General features: G+C 39.5%; 14 protein-coding genes. 12 read left to right on the forward strand and 2 right to left on the reverse strand.

Annotated features, from left to right (window positions below; genetic code table 11):
- The first annotated feature begins 53 nt into the window (after positions 1-53).
- Positions 54-1,259 (forward strand): 3-oxoadipyl-CoA thiolase, encoded by a 1,206-nt coding sequence (gene pcaF / locus FTT91_RS09905; RefSeq protein ID WP_180169334.1) that lies wholly within the window; start codon positions 54-56, stop codon positions 1,257-1,259.
- A 76-nt stretch (positions 1,260-1,335) separates the two neighbouring features.
- Positions 1,336-2,112, forward strand: coding sequence for a 3-oxoadipate enol-lactonase (gene pcaD / locus FTT91_RS09910; protein ID WP_168418269.1), 777 nt, complete (start codon positions 1,336-1,338; stop codon positions 2,110-2,112).
- Between the two features lie 91 nt (positions 2,113-2,203).
- On the opposite strand, the gene FTT91_RS09915 is transcribed toward pcaD, so the two are convergent.
- A complete protein-coding gene (locus tag FTT91_RS09915; RefSeq protein ID WP_180169335.1) occupies positions 2,204-3,373 on the reverse strand; it encodes a thiolase family protein in 1,170 nt (389 codons plus the stop codon).
- A 438-nt stretch (positions 3,374-3,811) separates the two neighbouring features.
- On the opposite strand from FTT91_RS09915, the gene FTT91_RS09920 reads away from it, so the two are divergent.
- Entirely contained in the window at positions 3,812-4,420 is a 609-nt protein-coding gene (locus tag FTT91_RS09920) for a TetR/AcrR family transcriptional regulator (RefSeq protein WP_004973506.1), read from the forward strand.
- 180 nt (positions 4,421-4,600) lie between these two features.
- On the opposite strand, the gene cysK is transcribed toward FTT91_RS09920, so the two are convergent.
- Positions 4,601-5,599, reverse strand: a complete 999-nt coding sequence (cysK, locus tag FTT91_RS09925) for a cysteine synthase A (protein ID WP_004973505.1) — start codon at positions 5,597-5,599, stop codon at positions 4,601-4,603.
- A gap of 242 nt (positions 5,600-5,841) precedes the next feature.
- Between cysK and plsB the strand changes: the two genes are divergently transcribed.
- The 9 genes from plsB (at position 5,842) to FTT91_RS09970 (ending at position 16,126) form a co-directional block, all read left to right on the forward strand.
- Entirely contained in the window at positions 5,842-8,346 is a 2,505-nt protein-coding gene (gene plsB / locus FTT91_RS09930; RefSeq protein WP_180169336.1) for a glycerol-3-phosphate 1-O-acyltransferase PlsB, read from the forward strand.
- Between the two features lie 191 nt (positions 8,347-8,537).
- Positions 8,538-8,849, forward strand: a complete 312-nt coding sequence (locus FTT91_RS09935; RefSeq protein WP_004973501.1) for a metalloregulator ArsR/SmtB family transcription factor — start codon at positions 8,538-8,540, stop codon at positions 8,847-8,849.
- A 118-nt stretch (positions 8,850-8,967) separates the two neighbouring features.
- Positions 8,968-10,692 (forward strand): SulP family inorganic anion transporter, encoded by a 1,725-nt coding sequence (locus FTT91_RS09940; protein ID WP_180169337.1) that lies wholly within the window; start codon positions 8,968-8,970, stop codon positions 10,690-10,692.
- A 212-nt stretch (positions 10,693-10,904) separates the two neighbouring features.
- Positions 10,905-12,101, forward strand: coding sequence for a serine/threonine transporter SstT (gene sstT, locus FTT91_RS09945; protein ID WP_179994194.1), 1,197 nt, complete (start codon positions 10,905-10,907; stop codon positions 12,099-12,101).
- A 37-nt stretch (positions 12,102-12,138) separates the two neighbouring features.
- Positions 12,139-12,813 carry a YoaK family protein gene (locus tag FTT91_RS09950; RefSeq protein WP_004973496.1) on the forward strand — a complete coding sequence of 225 codons (675 nt, stop codon included), beginning with the start codon at positions 12,139-12,141 and terminating at the stop codon, positions 12,811-12,813.
- A 15-nt stretch (positions 12,814-12,828) separates the two neighbouring features.
- Positions 12,829-13,362, forward strand: a complete 534-nt coding sequence (locus tag FTT91_RS09955; RefSeq protein ID WP_004973493.1) for a DUF2058 domain-containing protein — start codon at positions 12,829-12,831, stop codon at positions 13,360-13,362.
- 273 nt (positions 13,363-13,635) lie between these two features.
- On the forward strand, positions 13,636-14,922 hold the full coding sequence (locus tag FTT91_RS09960) for a mechanosensitive ion channel family protein (RefSeq protein WP_180009210.1): 1,287 nt from the start codon (positions 13,636-13,638) through the stop codon (positions 14,920-14,922).
- A gap of 486 nt (positions 14,923-15,408) precedes the next feature.
- A complete protein-coding gene (locus tag FTT91_RS09965) occupies positions 15,409-15,663 on the forward strand; it encodes a hypothetical protein (RefSeq protein ID WP_180169338.1) in 255 nt (84 codons plus the stop codon).
- The gene (locus FTT91_RS09970; RefSeq protein ID WP_180169339.1) at positions 15,653-16,126 is read left to right on the forward strand and encodes a hypothetical protein; all 474 of its coding nucleotides are present in this window, start codon (positions 15,653-15,655) and stop codon (positions 16,124-16,126) included. Before FTT91_RS09965 ends, FTT91_RS09970 begins: the two co-directional genes overlap by 11 nt.
- Positions 16,127-16,233: the final 107 nt, after the last annotated feature.

Here is a 16,233-nt window from a genome sequence, read left to right on the forward strand (position 1 = left end):
CTCCCTTTTTTAAAGGGAGGTTGGGAGAGATTAAGATATTTGGAAAATAAAATATGAAAAACGCATATATCGTCGATGCCATCCGTACCCCATTTGGTCGTTATGCAGGTGGTTTAGCTCCAGTCCGTGCTGATGACTTAGGCGCATTACCGATCAAAGCACTTATGCAACGCAATCCATCTGTAAACTGGGAACAAGTTGATGACGTGATTTACGGCTGTGCCAACCAAGCAGGTGAAGACAACCGTAACGTGGGTCGTATGTCTGCACTTTTAGCAGGTTTACCGTACCAAGTGCCTGCAACCACTGTGAACCGTTTATGTGGCTCATCGCTTGACGCTATTGCAATGGCTGCACGTGCAATTAAAGCAGGTGAAGCCAACTTAATTATTGCAGGCGGTGTAGAATCAATGAGCCGCGCACCATTTGTAATGGGCAAATCAGAATCTGCTTATGGTCGTAGTCAGAAAATTGAAGACACCACTATGGGCTGGCGTTTCATTAACCCAAAACTTAAAGAAATGTACGGCGTAGAAACTATGCCGCAAACCGCTGAAAACGTAGCGGAACAGTTCAATATTAACCGTGCCGATCAAGACTTGTTTGCTTTAACTAGCCAGCAACGTACAGCAGCTGCACAAGCACGTGGTTTCTTTGATAAAGAAATTATTGCGGTGGAAATTCCACAACGTAAAGGTGAACCTGTAGTTGTATCTACAGACGAGCACCCGCGTGCATCAACCACAGCAGAAGCTTTGGCAAAATTGAAGCCTGTAGTAAAAGCTGAAGGTACTGTAACTGCGGGTAATGCGTCAGGCATTAACGATGGTGCAGCTGCCCTACTCATTGCATCTGAAGAAGCGGTAGCACAACACGGTTTAAAACCACGTGCCAAAATTATTGGTTCGACTGTTGTGGGTGTTGAACCACGCATTATGGGTTTTGGTCCTGCACCTGCCATTAAAAAATTATTGGCACAAACAGGTTTGAGCCTTGAGCAAATGGATGTGATTGAACTGAACGAAGCCTTTGCAGCACAAGCTTTGGCTTGTACCCGTGATTTGGGTATTGAAGATGGTTCAGAAAAAGTCAATCCAAATGGTGGCGCAATTGCTCTAGGTCACCCACTAGGTGCATCAGGTGCGCGTCTGGTGACGACTGCACTGAACCAACTTGAACAAACAGGCGGTAAATACGGTCTATGTTCAATGTGTATTGGTGTCGGTCAAGGTATTGCTTTGATCATTGAACGTGTTTAATCGCTGAATGCTCTTTCCTCCCTCCTTTTTTTAAAGGAGGGATCGAGAGAGGATTAAAAAGCCTAGGATATAAAAAATGCCAACATTTACATCAAATGATGCACAAATCAATTACCAAACTTTTGGTGATGCTGCAAAACCTGCACTGATTTTTTCAAACTCGCTCGGAACCAACTTCAAAATGTGGCAAGCACAGATTGATTTTTTCCAGCAAGATTTCTTTGTGATTTGTTATGACACCCGTGGTCATGGTGCTTCATCTGCGCCACAAGGCCCATATAGCATTGATCAATTGGGGCAAGATGTTGTAAATCTACTTGACCACTTGAATATTGAAAAAGCGGCTTTCTGTGGTATTTCCATGGGTGGTTTAACAGGTCAATGGTTAGCGATTCATCGTCCAGAGCGCTTTAATCAGGTGGTGGTGTGTAATACTGCAGCAAAAATTGGTCAGGAACAGGCTTGGAACGACCGCGCTGCATTAGTACGTGAACAAGGTTTACAACCGATTGCATCTACTGCAGCATCACGCTGGTTTACTGAACCCTTTATCCAAAGCAACGCGACAGTGGTCAACAATCTTCAAAACGACTTGGCAGCTGGCAGCGCCGAAGGTTATGCGAGCTGTTGCGAAGCTTTGGCTAAAGCGGATGTACGTGAACAACTTAAAGACATTACTGTACCTGTTTTAGTGGTTGCTGGTCAGCAAGATCCTGTCACTACAGTTGCAGATGGTCAGTTTATGGTTGAACGTATTACCAACAGCCAATTGTTTGAAATCAATGCATCACACATTTCTAATGTGGAATTGCCAAACGAATTTAACCAAGCGGTGAAGCAATTTATCCAATAATTGCAGCTTTAAAAAATATAGATTATTCAAAATAGAGCTCTTTCGAGAGCTCTATTTTTTATAGATGAATCCGCAGTTAGACGAGCTGGACTTAAACTAGCTCCACAGCAATTGCTGTTGCTTCACCACCACCAATACACAATGACGCAATGCCTTTTTTCGCACCAATTCGTTTAAGTGCATGAATGAGCGTCACAATAATACGTGAGCCTGAAGAACCCAAAGGATGCCCTAAAGCACATGCACCACCCTGAATATTCACTTTGGCAGGGTCTAAATCAAAAGCATCTATCGCAAGCATGGTTACCATGGCAAAGGCTTCATTAATTTCCCACAAATCTACATCGGCAACCGACCACCCTGCTTTATCTAGCACTTTTTGAATCGCCCCTACAGGAGCAAGAGTAAACTCAGAAGGATGTTGTGAATGTGTCGCGTATGCCACAACTTTTGCAAGCGGTTTTAAGCCACGCTCTGCCGCAACCACATCTGATGTAATCACCAGAGCAGATGCGCCATCTGAAATAGAGCTGGCATTGGCGGCTGTAATCGTGCCATCTTTTTTAAATGCGGGACGCAAACTGCTAATTTTATCGACTTTGGCATTTAACGGTTGTTCATCCTGATCGACAATCACATCACCTTTACGTGAATGAACAGTGACAGGCACGATTTCATTTTTAAAATAACCGTTTTGAATGGCTTCTACCGCGCGGTTTAAAGAGCGAATTGCGTATTCATCCTGCTGCTCACGGGTATAGTTTTTCTTGTCTGCCATGTCTTGCGCCAGCACGCCCATCGACAAGCCTGTTTCAGCATCTTCTAAACCTTCCTGAAACATGTGGTCTGTGACTTTGCCGTGTCCCATACGGAAACCTGCACGTGCTTTATCTAGCAAATACGGCGCATTCGACATAGATTCCATACCGCCAGCGACCACAATCTGCGCTGAACCTGCCTGAATAGCATCGGCTGCCTGCATAACAGCTTTCATGCCAGAGCCACAAATTTTATTGATGGTGGTTGCACCTGTACTATCGGGTAAACCCGCTTGACGCATCGCCTGACGTGCAGGGCCTTGCTTCAAACCTGCAGGCAATACACAACCAAAAATTACTTCATCAATGTCAGCCCCACTTAAACCTGCACGTGCAACTGCGTGTTGAATTGCAACCGCGCCTAAATCGGGTGCTGTACAACTTGCCAGTGAACCTTGAAAGCCGCCCATTGCGGTACGTACAGCATCTACAATTACAATCATTTTTAGTCCCTTATTACCGTCTTTTTAAAGTGATTACCGTAAAACCCATGCTTTTTAAAATTACAAATAACATCCCTGTGAGTTAGCAAGTAATTCACGTTAAATGTAAATCAAAAGATGAGCATTGCAATCTCGCAAAGTGCTGAATTGCTATGCTTGATTGATCTTAGACTTTTAGGCCTTGCTTATGAAAAATAGAATAAAAGTTTTAGAAATCCAATTTTATTTCACTAAAATGACCTGTTTGGTTCAGTTTTATTGACAACCGATTTGGCTTATGGATTGTGCTATTTTTCACATGATATTTTTTAAATTCATTGGTTCACTGATGAACATACGTTAAAACTTACCTTTTCAAGACCTTGGTGCTATTTTCAAGTTGCTCAAACTGCACTAGACTCCAACATGCTTAATTGGTTGTAATTGGAATATTGATTGATGACGACTCTACGCCAAGAAAATTTCCGACGTCGTAAAGAGAAAATTTTGGCAATGGCTGAGGTTTTATTACTGGAAAATCATAATGATATTACATTAAGTGAGTTGGCTGCAGAGTTAGATATTGCCAAAGGCACAATTTATAAATATTTCAAAAGTAAAAATCAGCTCTATTTAGAGTTAATTATTTTAAATGAACAGCGTTTATTGGATATTTCCAAACAGTATCACCATAACTTTCAAACTTATGTTTCGCAGTACATGCTGTATAACATGCTTAATTCCAACCGTACGATTTTGCTGCACTCGATTGAAGAACGCTTAACCAATAATGAACGTAAACTAAATGAATTGTTTGAACAGTTATACGATATTCGTGAGCAGCGTATTTTAGAAATTAAGGACATCACCCAAGCCTATTTAGAGTCCTTTAACAGCGCGATGTCGATCCGTGATTATCTGTCTTATATTTGGACAGTAACTTATGGTGCGTCGTTATTACTCAATTCTACCCATTATCAAAAAGCTATTGGGTCACGTGAACGCTTAATCAAGCTATATATTAATCAAGCACTGATGACGCCAGATAAAGTATCTGCGATTGTTTGATTTTTACATAGTTAGCTTCGTTGGATTCATTGCTGATCCCGCTAAATATTAGCGTCTAAGTAGAAAGAAATTTGCTTTTCAGAACGTATTAACTCACCTCATAAATTTATTCTCTAAATAAAAAATCCCAAAGTTCAAACTTTGGGATTTTTCAAATTCTTTTGACTGTCTAAAGACACATCATTCTGCACTAATATCTTCAAATAATACTGAAGATAAATAACGCTCACCACTGTCAGGTAAAATCACCACAATATTTTTACCTGCATTTTCAGGACGTGCCGCCAATTTTGCAGCAGCAGCCATTGCTGCACCACTTGAAATACCGACTAAAATACCTTCTTGGGTTGCTGTTTTACGCGCCCAGTCAATTGCTTCAGCACTTTCAATCGCAATCACTTCATCCACCAAATCTAAATCTAGGTTTTTTGGAATAAAGTTAGCGCCAATCCCCTGAATTTTATGTGGTGCAGGCGTAATGGCTTCACCACGCTTGGCCTGAGCGATAATTGGAGATTCAGCAGGCTCGACTGCAACAGTATGCAATGCCTGACCTTTTACCTTTTTGAAATAACGCGAAATACCAGAAATCGTACCGCCTGTACCTACACCTGCAACAAGAATATCGACCTTGCCGCCTGTTGCTGCCCAAATTTCTGGGCCTGTGGTTTCTTCATGAATTTGCGGATTGGCAGGGTTATTAAACTGCTGCGGCAAATAATAAGTTTCAGGATGTTCGGTTGCCAAACGCTCTGCTTCATCCACCGCGCCTTTCATACCTTTTGCAGGCTCAGTCAGCACCAAATTTGCACCCAACGCTTTCAACACCTTACGGCGCTCAATACTCATGCTTGCAGGCATCGTTAGTGTAATCTCATAACCTTTTGCTGCAGCTACAAATGCCAAAGCGATTCCTGTATTACCACTGGTCGGTTCTACAATATGCATACCTGCTTTTAACACGCCACGTTTTTCAGCATCGGCAATTAAAGCAGCACCAATACGGCATTTCACAGAAAATGCAGGGTTACGGCTTTCCACTTTGGCTAAAACCGTTGCATCGCCAGAAATTAAACGGTTAATGCGTACCAATGGCGTGTTACCAATCGCTTCTGCATTATTGCTATATACGGCAATCCCTAAATTTGCTGGTGTTGAAAAAGCTGCATCTGTGGTCATGATTATTCCCTAAGTTATATCTATATAAACAAAATTTAAATTATCATACCTTTTTATAAAATTTTTGCCGATGTTTCACGAAAATTGTTTTATACAAAAATATGATTAGCTTTCAACAAAATGCGAATTAGAATAAAGAGATGACGACCTCAGTTTAATTGTCGATTTTCTCGGCACTTGGGTTTGAAATTCGCTATTTATTTTTTGACAATAGCAACACATAACAAAATGTAGGGAATGCAATGTCTAATAAACGTTACAGTCAGCTTTATCGTAATTTCACTAAAAAAATCTTAGATAAGATTGTGACGCCACAAGTATTAGGCACGACTGCAGAATTAGAACATCGTGTTGCACAAAGCTCTGAAAAAACACAATTTTGTTATGTGCTGCAAGATGCCTCTCTCAGCAATACCGTATTGATTGATCAGCAGACGCAATCTCGTGGTTTACCTTCTGTGTATGCGCCTTTAAACATTGCCGAGCATCAGGAAGACGATTCCATTTTGGTCTTGCGTGAGAAAAACCCACAGCACAGTGCTTATCACTACTCTGCTAAATTGATTCGACTCATTGAAACCTTAGAGCAACATCCTGAACATGATGTGTTGTTAGTTCCCGTAACTGTACTTTGGGGACGTTCACCCGAATACGAAGACTCTTGGTTTAAAGCATTATTTGCCGATGCATGGTCTACGCCAAACAAGCTTAAACAAACCATTAATATTTCGCTCTATTCACGTGATAACTACATCGAGTTTCATAAAGCAATTTCCTTACGTCAGCTTATTGAACAAGCCACACAACAACAACCACACTTATCGCCTGCGCACTTTATTGAGCAACATCTGGAACACAATTTTAATCAACACAAAGAAGCGATTTTAGGCCCAGACTTATCTGACCGCCGTAATTTGATTCATGCGTTGATGAAAAGTGACGCAGTACAACAAGCTATTCGTAAAGAAAGTATCGAACAAAAAGTCAGTATGTTTGAAGCAGAAAACCGTGCTAAAAGCTATTTAACTGAAATTGTATCGGACTTTTCTTATTCGACTTTGCGTTTTGCTGAACTGGCACTGACCAAGCTTTGGACACAGCTCTATGATGGCATTGAAGTGCATCACTTTGACACGGTACGCGAACTCGCCAAAGACTATGAAATCGTCTATACCCCTTGTCATCGTAGCCACATCGACTATTTGTTGCTGTCTTATGTGATTTTTAATCGTGGCTTGATGGTGCCGCATATTGCAGCAGGTATTAATTTAAATTTACCAATTGTGGGTCAATTAATGCGTGGTGCAGGTGCGTATTTTATTCGCCGTACTTTCAGCGGCAATGAATTATACACCTCGGTATTTAAAGAATATTTACACAGTTTATTGTCACGCAACACCCCACTCGAATACTTCATTGAAGGTGGACGCTCACGTACAGGTTTATTGTTACCGCCGAAAAAAGGCATGTTGTCGATGACCATTCAAAGCCATTTACGCGGAGCAACCAAACCAATTGCATTTATTCCAACGTATTTTGGTTATGAAAAACTGATTGAAGGCACATCTTATTTAAATGAATTAAACGGCAAACCGAAAGAAGCCGAATCTTTATGGGGTATTTTAAACTCTGCCCGTAAAATTGAAAAAGTCTTTGGTCAGGTCTATGTCAACTTTGGCGAACCTGTATTTTTAGATGATGTTTTAACTGCCAACCAAGCACGCGATGTAAAACTGAACATAAATGATGAACTACCGACCTCTGTGATTCACACGGTAGATCATACTGCGCATGCAATCTTGGAAAATATCAATAAAGCGGTGGTGATTAACCCAATCGCCCTCATCTCTCTGATTTTATTAAATGCCGATCAGCATGCATTGAAACAAGATGAGCTGCTCGCCCGAATTGAACAATATCGACGTTTGCTCAAACAATTGTGCTACGACCCACGTATGATTATTACGGGTTTAAATCCACAAGAAATTATTGAATATGCGCTAAAACTTAAACAAGTTGAGCGTTATAACCAAGATGGTGTAGAACAGATTCGAGTCGCAGAAAGCCAAAAAATCTTATTGAGCTATTTTAGCAATAATATTTTGCACTGCTTTATTTTGCCTGCGTGTGTAGCATTAATTGTGCAGCAGTTTAATGAACAAAATTTAGCATTATCATGCGCAGATTTAATGCAAAAACTGCAGGCGATTTATCCATATTTGAAGCAAGAGTTTTTCTTGGCATGGACGGCGCAAGAACTTTCTCAAGAAATCGAAAAAATTGTGGCGTACTTTATTCAGCAAAATTGGGTTACAGAAGCAAATCTGCAATTACAGCCGAACCCAGCTACACAGCATGAACTCTATGCCTTAGCTGAACTGGCAAAACCAAGTTTAAATAATTTCGTATTGATTCAAGGGCTTTTGCAGCGTTATAGCGCACACATCCCTTTAAATCTGAAAGTTTTGGAAAAAATGACCAAAACCGTATTACAACGCGCTGCAGATTCTGCACAATTTAAGTCTGCATATTATTTTGATAGTGCCACCTTAAAAAGTTTTATCAGCAGTTTAGATCAGCAAGCCTTGTTGCAACACAATGCTACGCAGATAAGCCTAGATGATACTTTTAGTGCAAAAATGTCGGAATACTTTGCTTGGTATAACCCAGAAATTCACGAATTGTTAGCTGCATCGAGTGAATTTAGTGAGAAAGAATTAAAAAGTTTTGAACAAGTGAAAAAATAGGTTTTATTGTAACTCAGCCACTTTTTTATCAATTTTTTGATTAGAATATCAGCCCATTATTTATGATTGGCTGATATCTTTTCTTAAATGATACTTGTTCTCATATATAAATAATGATTTATGTTATATAATTTATCTTCCACTCCCGCCTAATATATATTGGGTTAGCTGTAAATTAAGAGAATAAAACAATGAACGATGGTCTTGAAATCACATCAATGCGTGAATCTGCGGATACCGTTGTTGGAATTTTAAAATCTTTGGCGAATAGTGACCGTCTTTTAATTCTTTGTCATTTATCTCAACAAGAATTAAACGTATCGCAAATTGAAGAAATAACTCAAATTCATCAGCCTACTTTATCGCAACAATTAATGATGCTGCGTAAAAGTGATGTAGTGAATACCCGCCGTGATGGCAAGCAAATTTTTTATTCAATTAAAGATGAAAAAATGGTGCAGGTACTTAATACCCTCTATGCACTTTATTGCCCGCAGGTCTAAATGATAATGCCTGTATTATCAGGCATCACCATAAAACTTGAATACTCTCCTGCTATTTCAAAGACTTCTTAGCATTTTTTGTTCATAATATATCTAAATTTATGATTTAGATTTCAGTATGTCAGATTTCAATTCACGTTTGGCTCGTGTACTGCCTGCTTGGCAATGGCTGCGAAAATACAATGCAGAAACATTGAAATCTGATCTGCTGTCTGCGTTTATCGTCATTGCCATGCTTGTACCTCAAGGGATGGCTTATGCCATGCTTGCAGGTTTACCTCCTGTCATGGGTTTATATGCCAGCGTGATCCCCATGATCATGTACGCCTTGGTTGGTGGCAGTCCAACCTTGTCCATTGGCCCAGTCGCCATTATTTCCATGATGACCTTTGCGACGCTCAATCCATTATTTGAAGTCGGCTCGGCAGCTTATATTCAAGCAGCCTGTTTACTTGCTGTGATGGTCGGCATTATTTCGCTACTTTTAGGGATTTTTCGCTTCGGTTTTTTAATTCAACTCATTAGCCATCCTGTTATTAAAAGCTTCATTATTGCCTCTGCATTAATGATTGCGATTGGACAGCTTAAATTTGTGTTAGACATCCCCCTTAAAGCCAATAACTTACCTGAGTTCTTATACAGCTTTTGGAAATATGTGGGACAAACCCATTTTTATAGCGTGCTCTTGGGTGTTGCTGCCATTTTATTTCTAATTTATGCCCCTAAAATCATCAACAGTAATGCCATTCGTGAGCGTGTTCGAGGTAGCGGCTTTATCTTAAAAGCCTTGCCATTGGTATTGGTGATCGGTTCAATTGCTTTGGTTTATTCATTGCATTTGCAACAAATCGGCATTAAAACAGTCGGAGAAATTCCTTCAGGATTTCCGCCTATTCAATTCCCTGAATGGAATGCACAACTTGTTCTACAACTCCTTCCTGGCGCAGCCATGATTGCCATGATCAGTTTTGTGGAATCTCTGTCTATTGCGCAAGCCACCGCCTTACAACAACGTAGTCACTTAAATAGCAATCAGGAACTGATTGCACTCGGTTTAGCCAATTTTGGCGCAGGTGTTAGCTCCTCTTTTCCCGTCACAGGCAGTTTGTCGCGTACCGTGGTCAATGCCGATGCAGGTGCAAAAACACCAATGGCAGGTGTATTTACCTCCATCGTGATTGTTATTGTCAGTTTATACTTCACGGGATTTTTCCAAGACTTACCACTGGCTGTTTTGGCTGCAACCATTATTGTTTCAATTTGGAAACTGGTCGAGTTCCAATCTTTTAAAGAAACTTGGCGTTATTCCAAAGCCGATGGTCTGGCCATGTGGGTGACGTTCTTTGGTGTCATATTGATTGATATTTCGACAGGTTTAATTATTGGAATTGTATCTACCTTTATTCTAATGTTGTGGCGTATTAGCCGACCACATATTGCGGTGATCGGTTTACTTGAAGGCACACAACATTTTCGTAATATTCAGCGGCATCAAGTGCGTACCGCGCCACACGTACTTTCCATGCGAATTGACGAAAATCTAACCTTTTTAAATGCCAATACTTTAAAAGGCTTTTTTATTAATCAAGTCAGTCAAAACCCTCAGTTAAAGCATGTAGTGGTGAATTGTTCGAGTATTAGCAGTATTGATTTAAGCGCACTCGAAATGCTGGAAGATTTAAATCTTGAACTAAAAAAATTGAATATTTGTCTGCATTTTTCTGAAATTAAAGGCCCGGTAATGGACAAATTACAACACTCAAAACTTTTGCAGCATTTAAATGGAAAAGTTTTTTTTTCACATTATTTAGCCATGCAAGAGCTTGCGCCTGAACTGACTTAAAGATCAAGAAATTGATCTTTAATTTTATCTTTAAAACTGGATGTTCAACACACATACTTTTTGATCAATGAGTACTTTTATCTTGCTGAAATTTAAACAGTTTAATAAATATCACTTTTAAAAATATAGACTTAACTTTTATATCAAAATTATTTTTAAGCACATGGACATTTCAGTATAAAATAGCCGCTTTTCTTTTACCTTATTTTCGTATGTTTTCAGCTTTTTTGCGTTTGAGTTTAGTCTCCCGAATTATGATTGCAATTGTACTCGGTGTGGCTGTTGCAATTTTATTTCCAGAATCTGCGCCCTATTTAAGCCTTTTGGGTGATATATTTATTAAAGCCCTGAAGTCTGTTGCGCCAATTTTAGTCTTTATTTTGGTCATGGCATCGATTGCCAATTTTAAAATTGGAAGCAGCAATGCCTATATCAAACCGATTATGCTGATGTATGCGATTGGTATGTTCTTGGCTGCGCTCAGTGCAGTTATTGCAAGTACGCTTTTCCCAAGTACATTATTTTTAGATGTTGCAACACAGTCAGAATTAACCCCGCCGGGCAGTCTTGCTGAAATTTTGAAAAATCTTTTACTTAGTTTTGTTGCTAACCCTGTAGTTGCCATTGCCGAAGCCAACTTTATTGGTATTTTGGCTTGGGCTGTGGCTTTAGGGATTGCCTTCCGCCATGCTACAGAGTCCACCAAAGCATTGTTGAATGATGCAGCCAATGCAGTCAATCGCGTTATTCGCTTGGTGATTAACTTTGCGCCTTTCGGTATTTTTGGCTTGGTTGCCGTGACATTTGCCGATGCAGGCTTGAGCACCTTAGCCAGTTATGCTCAATTATTGGCAGTCTTGTTAGGTACGATGTTCTTTGTCGCGTTGGTCATCAACCCAATCATGGTGGCATTTGTGACCCGCAGCAATCCTTATCCTTTAGTTTTTCAATGCTTACGCGAAAGTGGCATTACTGCTTTCTTTACCCGTAGTTCTGCAGCCAATATCCCTGTCAATTTAGACTTAGCCAAGCGTTTAGGCGTACAGGAATCAACCGCGAGTGTTGCAATTCCGTTAGGTGCAGTAATTAACATGGCAGGCGCATCAGTCACCATTACCGTTTTGACCTTAGCTGCAGTAAATACCTTAGGGATTTCTGTCGATTTTAGCACCATGCTGATTTTATCTGTGGTTGCAACGGTGTCGGCCTGTGGTGCTTCAGGCGTTGCGGGCGGCTCGTTACTGCTGATTCCTGTAGCGTGTGGCTTATTTGGTATTTCTTCAGATATTGCCATGCAAGTTGTTGCAATTGGTATGGTCATTAGCGTATTGCAAGATTCAACCGAAACTGCACTTAACTCATCTACCGATGTGCTATTTACTACTGCGGTTGACCGTGGTTTGAGTTAAGATACAATGCGTTAGGAAACTTACGCAATCATCCATTATGCCTTTTCAAACTTTACCCCTTTGGGTGCAATTTGGTGCTTTTTTTCTAGCCGTCAATGCTGGAATTATTAACGTACTCGGATTGGTGACCGTATTGCACCAGTCCGTTTCGCACATGACTGGTAACGTTAGTATCTTGGCGATGGCGCTAATCGACTGGAAACCAGAAGCCATGATTTTCTTGTTTCTGGTGATTTTGTGCTATGTGATTGGCTCATTTTATAGCGGCGTCATTTTAGGAAATAGCAATTTTCGCTTAGGGCGTCGCTATGGTTTTCCCATGAGTTTGGTGGCTTTTTTTATTTTAATCTGCTGGGTATTATTGCCTTATTTCCCACGTTATGCCCTGCTTTGGGCGTCAGTTGCCATGGGCATACAAAATGCCATGATCAGCTACTATAAAGGCACCATCATCCGCACCACACATTTATCTGGGGTATTGACCGATTTAGGCTTAGCCCTCGGTTATCGAGTGCGGGGCTTACAAGTTGAAAAAAGACGTATTGTTTTACACCTACTGATTTTAATTGGTTTCTTTGTGGGTGGATTACTCGCTGCAGCCATTTATCCTACATTTAAACTGAATTCTTTTCTGGTACCTGCAGGACTCAGCCTAAGTTTGAGTTTGGTGTATTGGATTATTTATTTTCGCTATCGACATCTTCAACATTAAGTTTCGGAAATTATCATGGTTAAAAATGCACTACAGGCACAATTGCTCAAAGCGGGTTTAGTGGATAATAAAAAAGCAAAAAAACTGTCTAAACAAACCTTACACGAACAGCGCACAGGTGAAAGTAAAGATGCTGAAGTGAAAGCCAAAATTGCACAGGCACAGCAAGAAAAACTCGCCAAAGACCAAGCTATTGAGCAAGAAAAGAAAGCCGCTTTACAGGAAAAAGAACTGAAAGCAGCAATTATGCAAATGATTCAGCAGCATAAAATTCGTGATACCGATGGTGAAGTGGCTTATCAGTTTTTAGATGGCAAGATTAAAAAAGTGTATATCAATCAACAAATTTACAATGCACTCGTGGCAGGTAGTTTGGTGATTGCCAAAGAAAATGACAGTTATGCGTTCCTGCCTAAAGCTTTAGCTGAACGTATTAATAGCAAAATGGAAGGCTTTATTATTGTCAATAATGCCGAGAAAAATGAAGCCACGACAGATGAAGAAGATCCATACGCAGCCTATGTGATTCCAGATGATTTAATGTGGTAGATCACGCAAGTATTTATGCAAATATTTATGCTAGGTATCTATTCAAAGCCAGTATCTGTACTGGCTTTTTTATTATGACTGCAACTTGATTGAAAACTTTCAGTAAAAACAAATAATTGAAATGTAGCAAAAAGTTACTCAGCCTTCAAATTTAAACTTTAGTCGATACACTATCTAACAATTTCATACATCAATGAAGAATTAAGGTGAATTGCAGGCCAAAATTCTAAGTGCCGTGCAGACGAAAATCAGCAACCTTAAAGCGAGGACCTTTTGCAAGAATTTAATTTTATTCAAAATATTCAGGAATGGTATAACCAATACCCTTGGTTAGAAATGCTGACCTCACTCAGTATTGTGATTCTACTGGCAATTTTAGCCAACTTTATTGCCAAGCAAATTGTAGTGCGCGGGATTCGCAAACTGATTTCTAAAATGACCTTTGCCAATAGTGAAATTATTTCACAGCATAGTGTCATCCGACGTATTGCCAACATTGTCCCAGCTGTCGTGATTATGAACGGCATCACCACCGTACCGCATTTGTCAGATAAAGTAGAAAGCTTTGTGCAAATGGGTGCGCAAGCCTTTATATTCCTGACCATTGCATTGGCAATTTCTGAATTTTTAAATATTTTTAACCTGTTCTATCAACGCAACCCTAAGTCACGCAACAAGCCAATTAAGGGCTATTTGCAGTTAGTTAAACTCATTATTTATGTGGTCTGTGCCCTCATGATTTTAGGCACTTTCCTGAAAAAAGATGTGTTTACCTTACTCGCAGGTTTTGGTGCGATGGCTGCTGTTTTGATGTTGGTTTTCCAAAATACCATTTTATCTCTAGTGGCTTCGGTACAAATTTCTTCCTACGATATGGTACGGATTGGTGACTGGATTGAAATGCCTTCTTTAAATGCCGATGGTGATGTCATTGATATGTCATTACATACAGTCACCGTGCAAAACTGGGATAAAACCCTGACCACTATTCCAACCAATAAACTCATTACCGATACCTTTAAAAACTGGCGTGGCATGCAGGAAGCTGGTGCCCGACGTATTAAACGTGCCATTTTAATTGATCAAAGTTCTGTGCACTTTATGACTGAACATGAACAAAGCAAACTTAAAGAGTTTTTGTTATTGGATCAATATTTACATAGCAAAAATGAAGAAATTGAGCAGTTTAATCAGCAGTTAGCAAATCAATCACAATACAACCAACGCCGTTTAACCAATTTAGGGACGTTCCGTGCCTATGTTGAATTTTATCTGAAACAGCATCCTGGCATTAATCAATCTCAGTCATTGATTATTCGCCAACTACAGCCAAGCAGTGAAGGTTTACCGCTAGAAATTTATGCCTTTACCAAAACCACTGCATGGAAAGATTATGAAAGTATTCAATCCGATATTTTTGATCATTTGCTGGCGATTATTCCTGAGTTTGGCTTAAAAGTGTATCAAGCACCATCAGGTTCAGATTTAAAGCAAATTGGCGCACCATTTAAAGCAAGCTCTGCCAAAAGTCTAAATCCTGTAGAAATTGACGAGGCATAATTGTGAATTTACTACCGAGCCATGTGTTGCAAAAATTCTTGCATGGCTCGGTAGTTGTTTTATTTTTAACCAAACGATAAAATAATTTTATAAATTAAAATACATTTGTATATATAAAATAAGTGAAAAATAAAGTTTTCTTTCTGAAAGAGTTAGCGTTTCTGTATTTATCTAACAAATATGAAAAGTAGTGTATTTTAATAACTTAATGGAAAACTATACTGTTTTACAGGGTTTTATTTGCGCATTTATCATTTATATAATTTGTATTTCAATTCCAATGACGGTTCAATCTATCTGAGTATAGATTTTTTTATTATGAAAAATATTTTACCTTTAAGTATATTCTCCTGTCTTTTACTAACAGCCTGTGGCGGTGGTGGTTCATCTTCTTCACCTGTAACACAAGCAGCTCCAACAGTTGTGGATTCGCCTATTTCAACATTCACCGCACCTACCCCAACTACATCATAATGAGGAACAGAAATGCTTGCGCAAGCCAAACTTGCTGCAACCGTTGAAACCGAGCTTGATGCCACTGACTTTAAAAAAGATGCAGATTTAAGCTTTGCTGGTGGTTTAGGGAAACTGGCATACAAAGACTTTTTAGATTCGCCTGAGCAACGCAAAACCTATATTGCTAATGTCGTTTTGTGTAATGGTGTTTGTTACCAAGATGATACTGCGATCAAAACTGCTCAAATTCAGTTCAATATTGTGCCAAAAGCCAATGGCTGTTGAAAACTTGCAGTACCGAAAATTAGATGAAAACAGCCTAAATCTATACGCACTCCAACAGCCCCTAAAATCATTACTCACAAGCAACCGAGTACTAGAAAGCCGTATTGACTTGCCTACTTCATTTGAAATGTTAGATGAAAGTCATCGTATTTTTGAGTTTTCTATTTATGGCGACCCTATAAAAGATGAGCTACAAATTTCAAAACTCAAACTCGCCTTTTCTCCACATGGACAATGGTTCACGTCATTAAGCCAAGATGTTTTAGTTGCAGGTACACGTGTACAAGATGAAGCGGCTTTTGAAGAAAGCACCGCATTTAATAAGACATCTTTTAGGGGTGTTTCGTTTAACTTAACGCAAAAAATGCAGGAGCAAATTTACGACTTTAGCTTTGAAAGTTATAAATATACTTATATGCAACCTAAAAAATTCAAAAGTATGTTTAATAGATCTCTTGCATAAATCAAAAAACAACCAATTTAGTGATTATTTTTCGTACCGATCAATAAGCCATATTCGGTTATCATTGTTGCATGAACTACTCAAAAGTAAAAACATTGCCAAGCCAG

This window comes from Acinetobacter sp. YH12021, assembly GCF_013420145.1.
Lineage (GTDB): Bacteria > Pseudomonadota > Gammaproteobacteria > Pseudomonadales > Moraxellaceae > Acinetobacter > Acinetobacter towneri.

Coding starts and splice junctions, on each gene's coding strand:
- pcaF (WP_180169334.1), top strand. CDS start 54: ATGAAAAACGCATATATCGTCGATGCCATCCGTACCCCATTTGGTCGT.
- pcaD (WP_168418269.1), top strand. CDS start 1,336: ATGCCAACATTTACATCAAATGATGCACAAATCAATTACCAAACTTTT.
- FTT91_RS09915 (WP_180169335.1), bottom strand. CDS start 3,373: ATGATTGTAATTGTAGATGCTGTACGTACCGCAATGGGCGGCTTTCAA.
- FTT91_RS09920 (WP_004973506.1), top strand. CDS start 3,812: ATGACGACTCTACGCCAAGAAAATTTCCGACGTCGTAAAGAGAAAATT.
- cysK (WP_004973505.1), bottom strand. CDS start 5,599: ATGACCACAGATGCAGCTTTTTCAACACCAGCAAATTTAGGGATTGCC.
- plsB (WP_180169336.1), top strand. CDS start 5,842: ATGTCTAATAAACGTTACAGTCAGCTTTATCGTAATTTCACTAAAAAA.
- FTT91_RS09935 (WP_004973501.1), top strand. CDS start 8,538: ATGAACGATGGTCTTGAAATCACATCAATGCGTGAATCTGCGGATACC.
- FTT91_RS09940 (WP_180169337.1), top strand. CDS start 8,968: ATGTCAGATTTCAATTCACGTTTGGCTCGTGTACTGCCTGCTTGGCAA.
- sstT (WP_179994194.1), top strand. CDS start 10,905: ATGTTTTCAGCTTTTTTGCGTTTGAGTTTAGTCTCCCGAATTATGATT.
- FTT91_RS09950 (WP_004973496.1), top strand. CDS start 12,139: ATGCCTTTTCAAACTTTACCCCTTTGGGTGCAATTTGGTGCTTTTTTT.
- FTT91_RS09955 (WP_004973493.1), top strand. CDS start 12,829: ATGGTTAAAAATGCACTACAGGCACAATTGCTCAAAGCGGGTTTAGTG.
- FTT91_RS09965 (WP_180169338.1), top strand. CDS start 15,409: ATGCTTGCGCAAGCCAAACTTGCTGCAACCGTTGAAACCGAGCTTGAT.
- FTT91_RS09970 (WP_180169339.1), top strand. CDS start 15,653: ATGGCTGTTGAAAACTTGCAGTACCGAAAATTAGATGAAAACAGCCTA.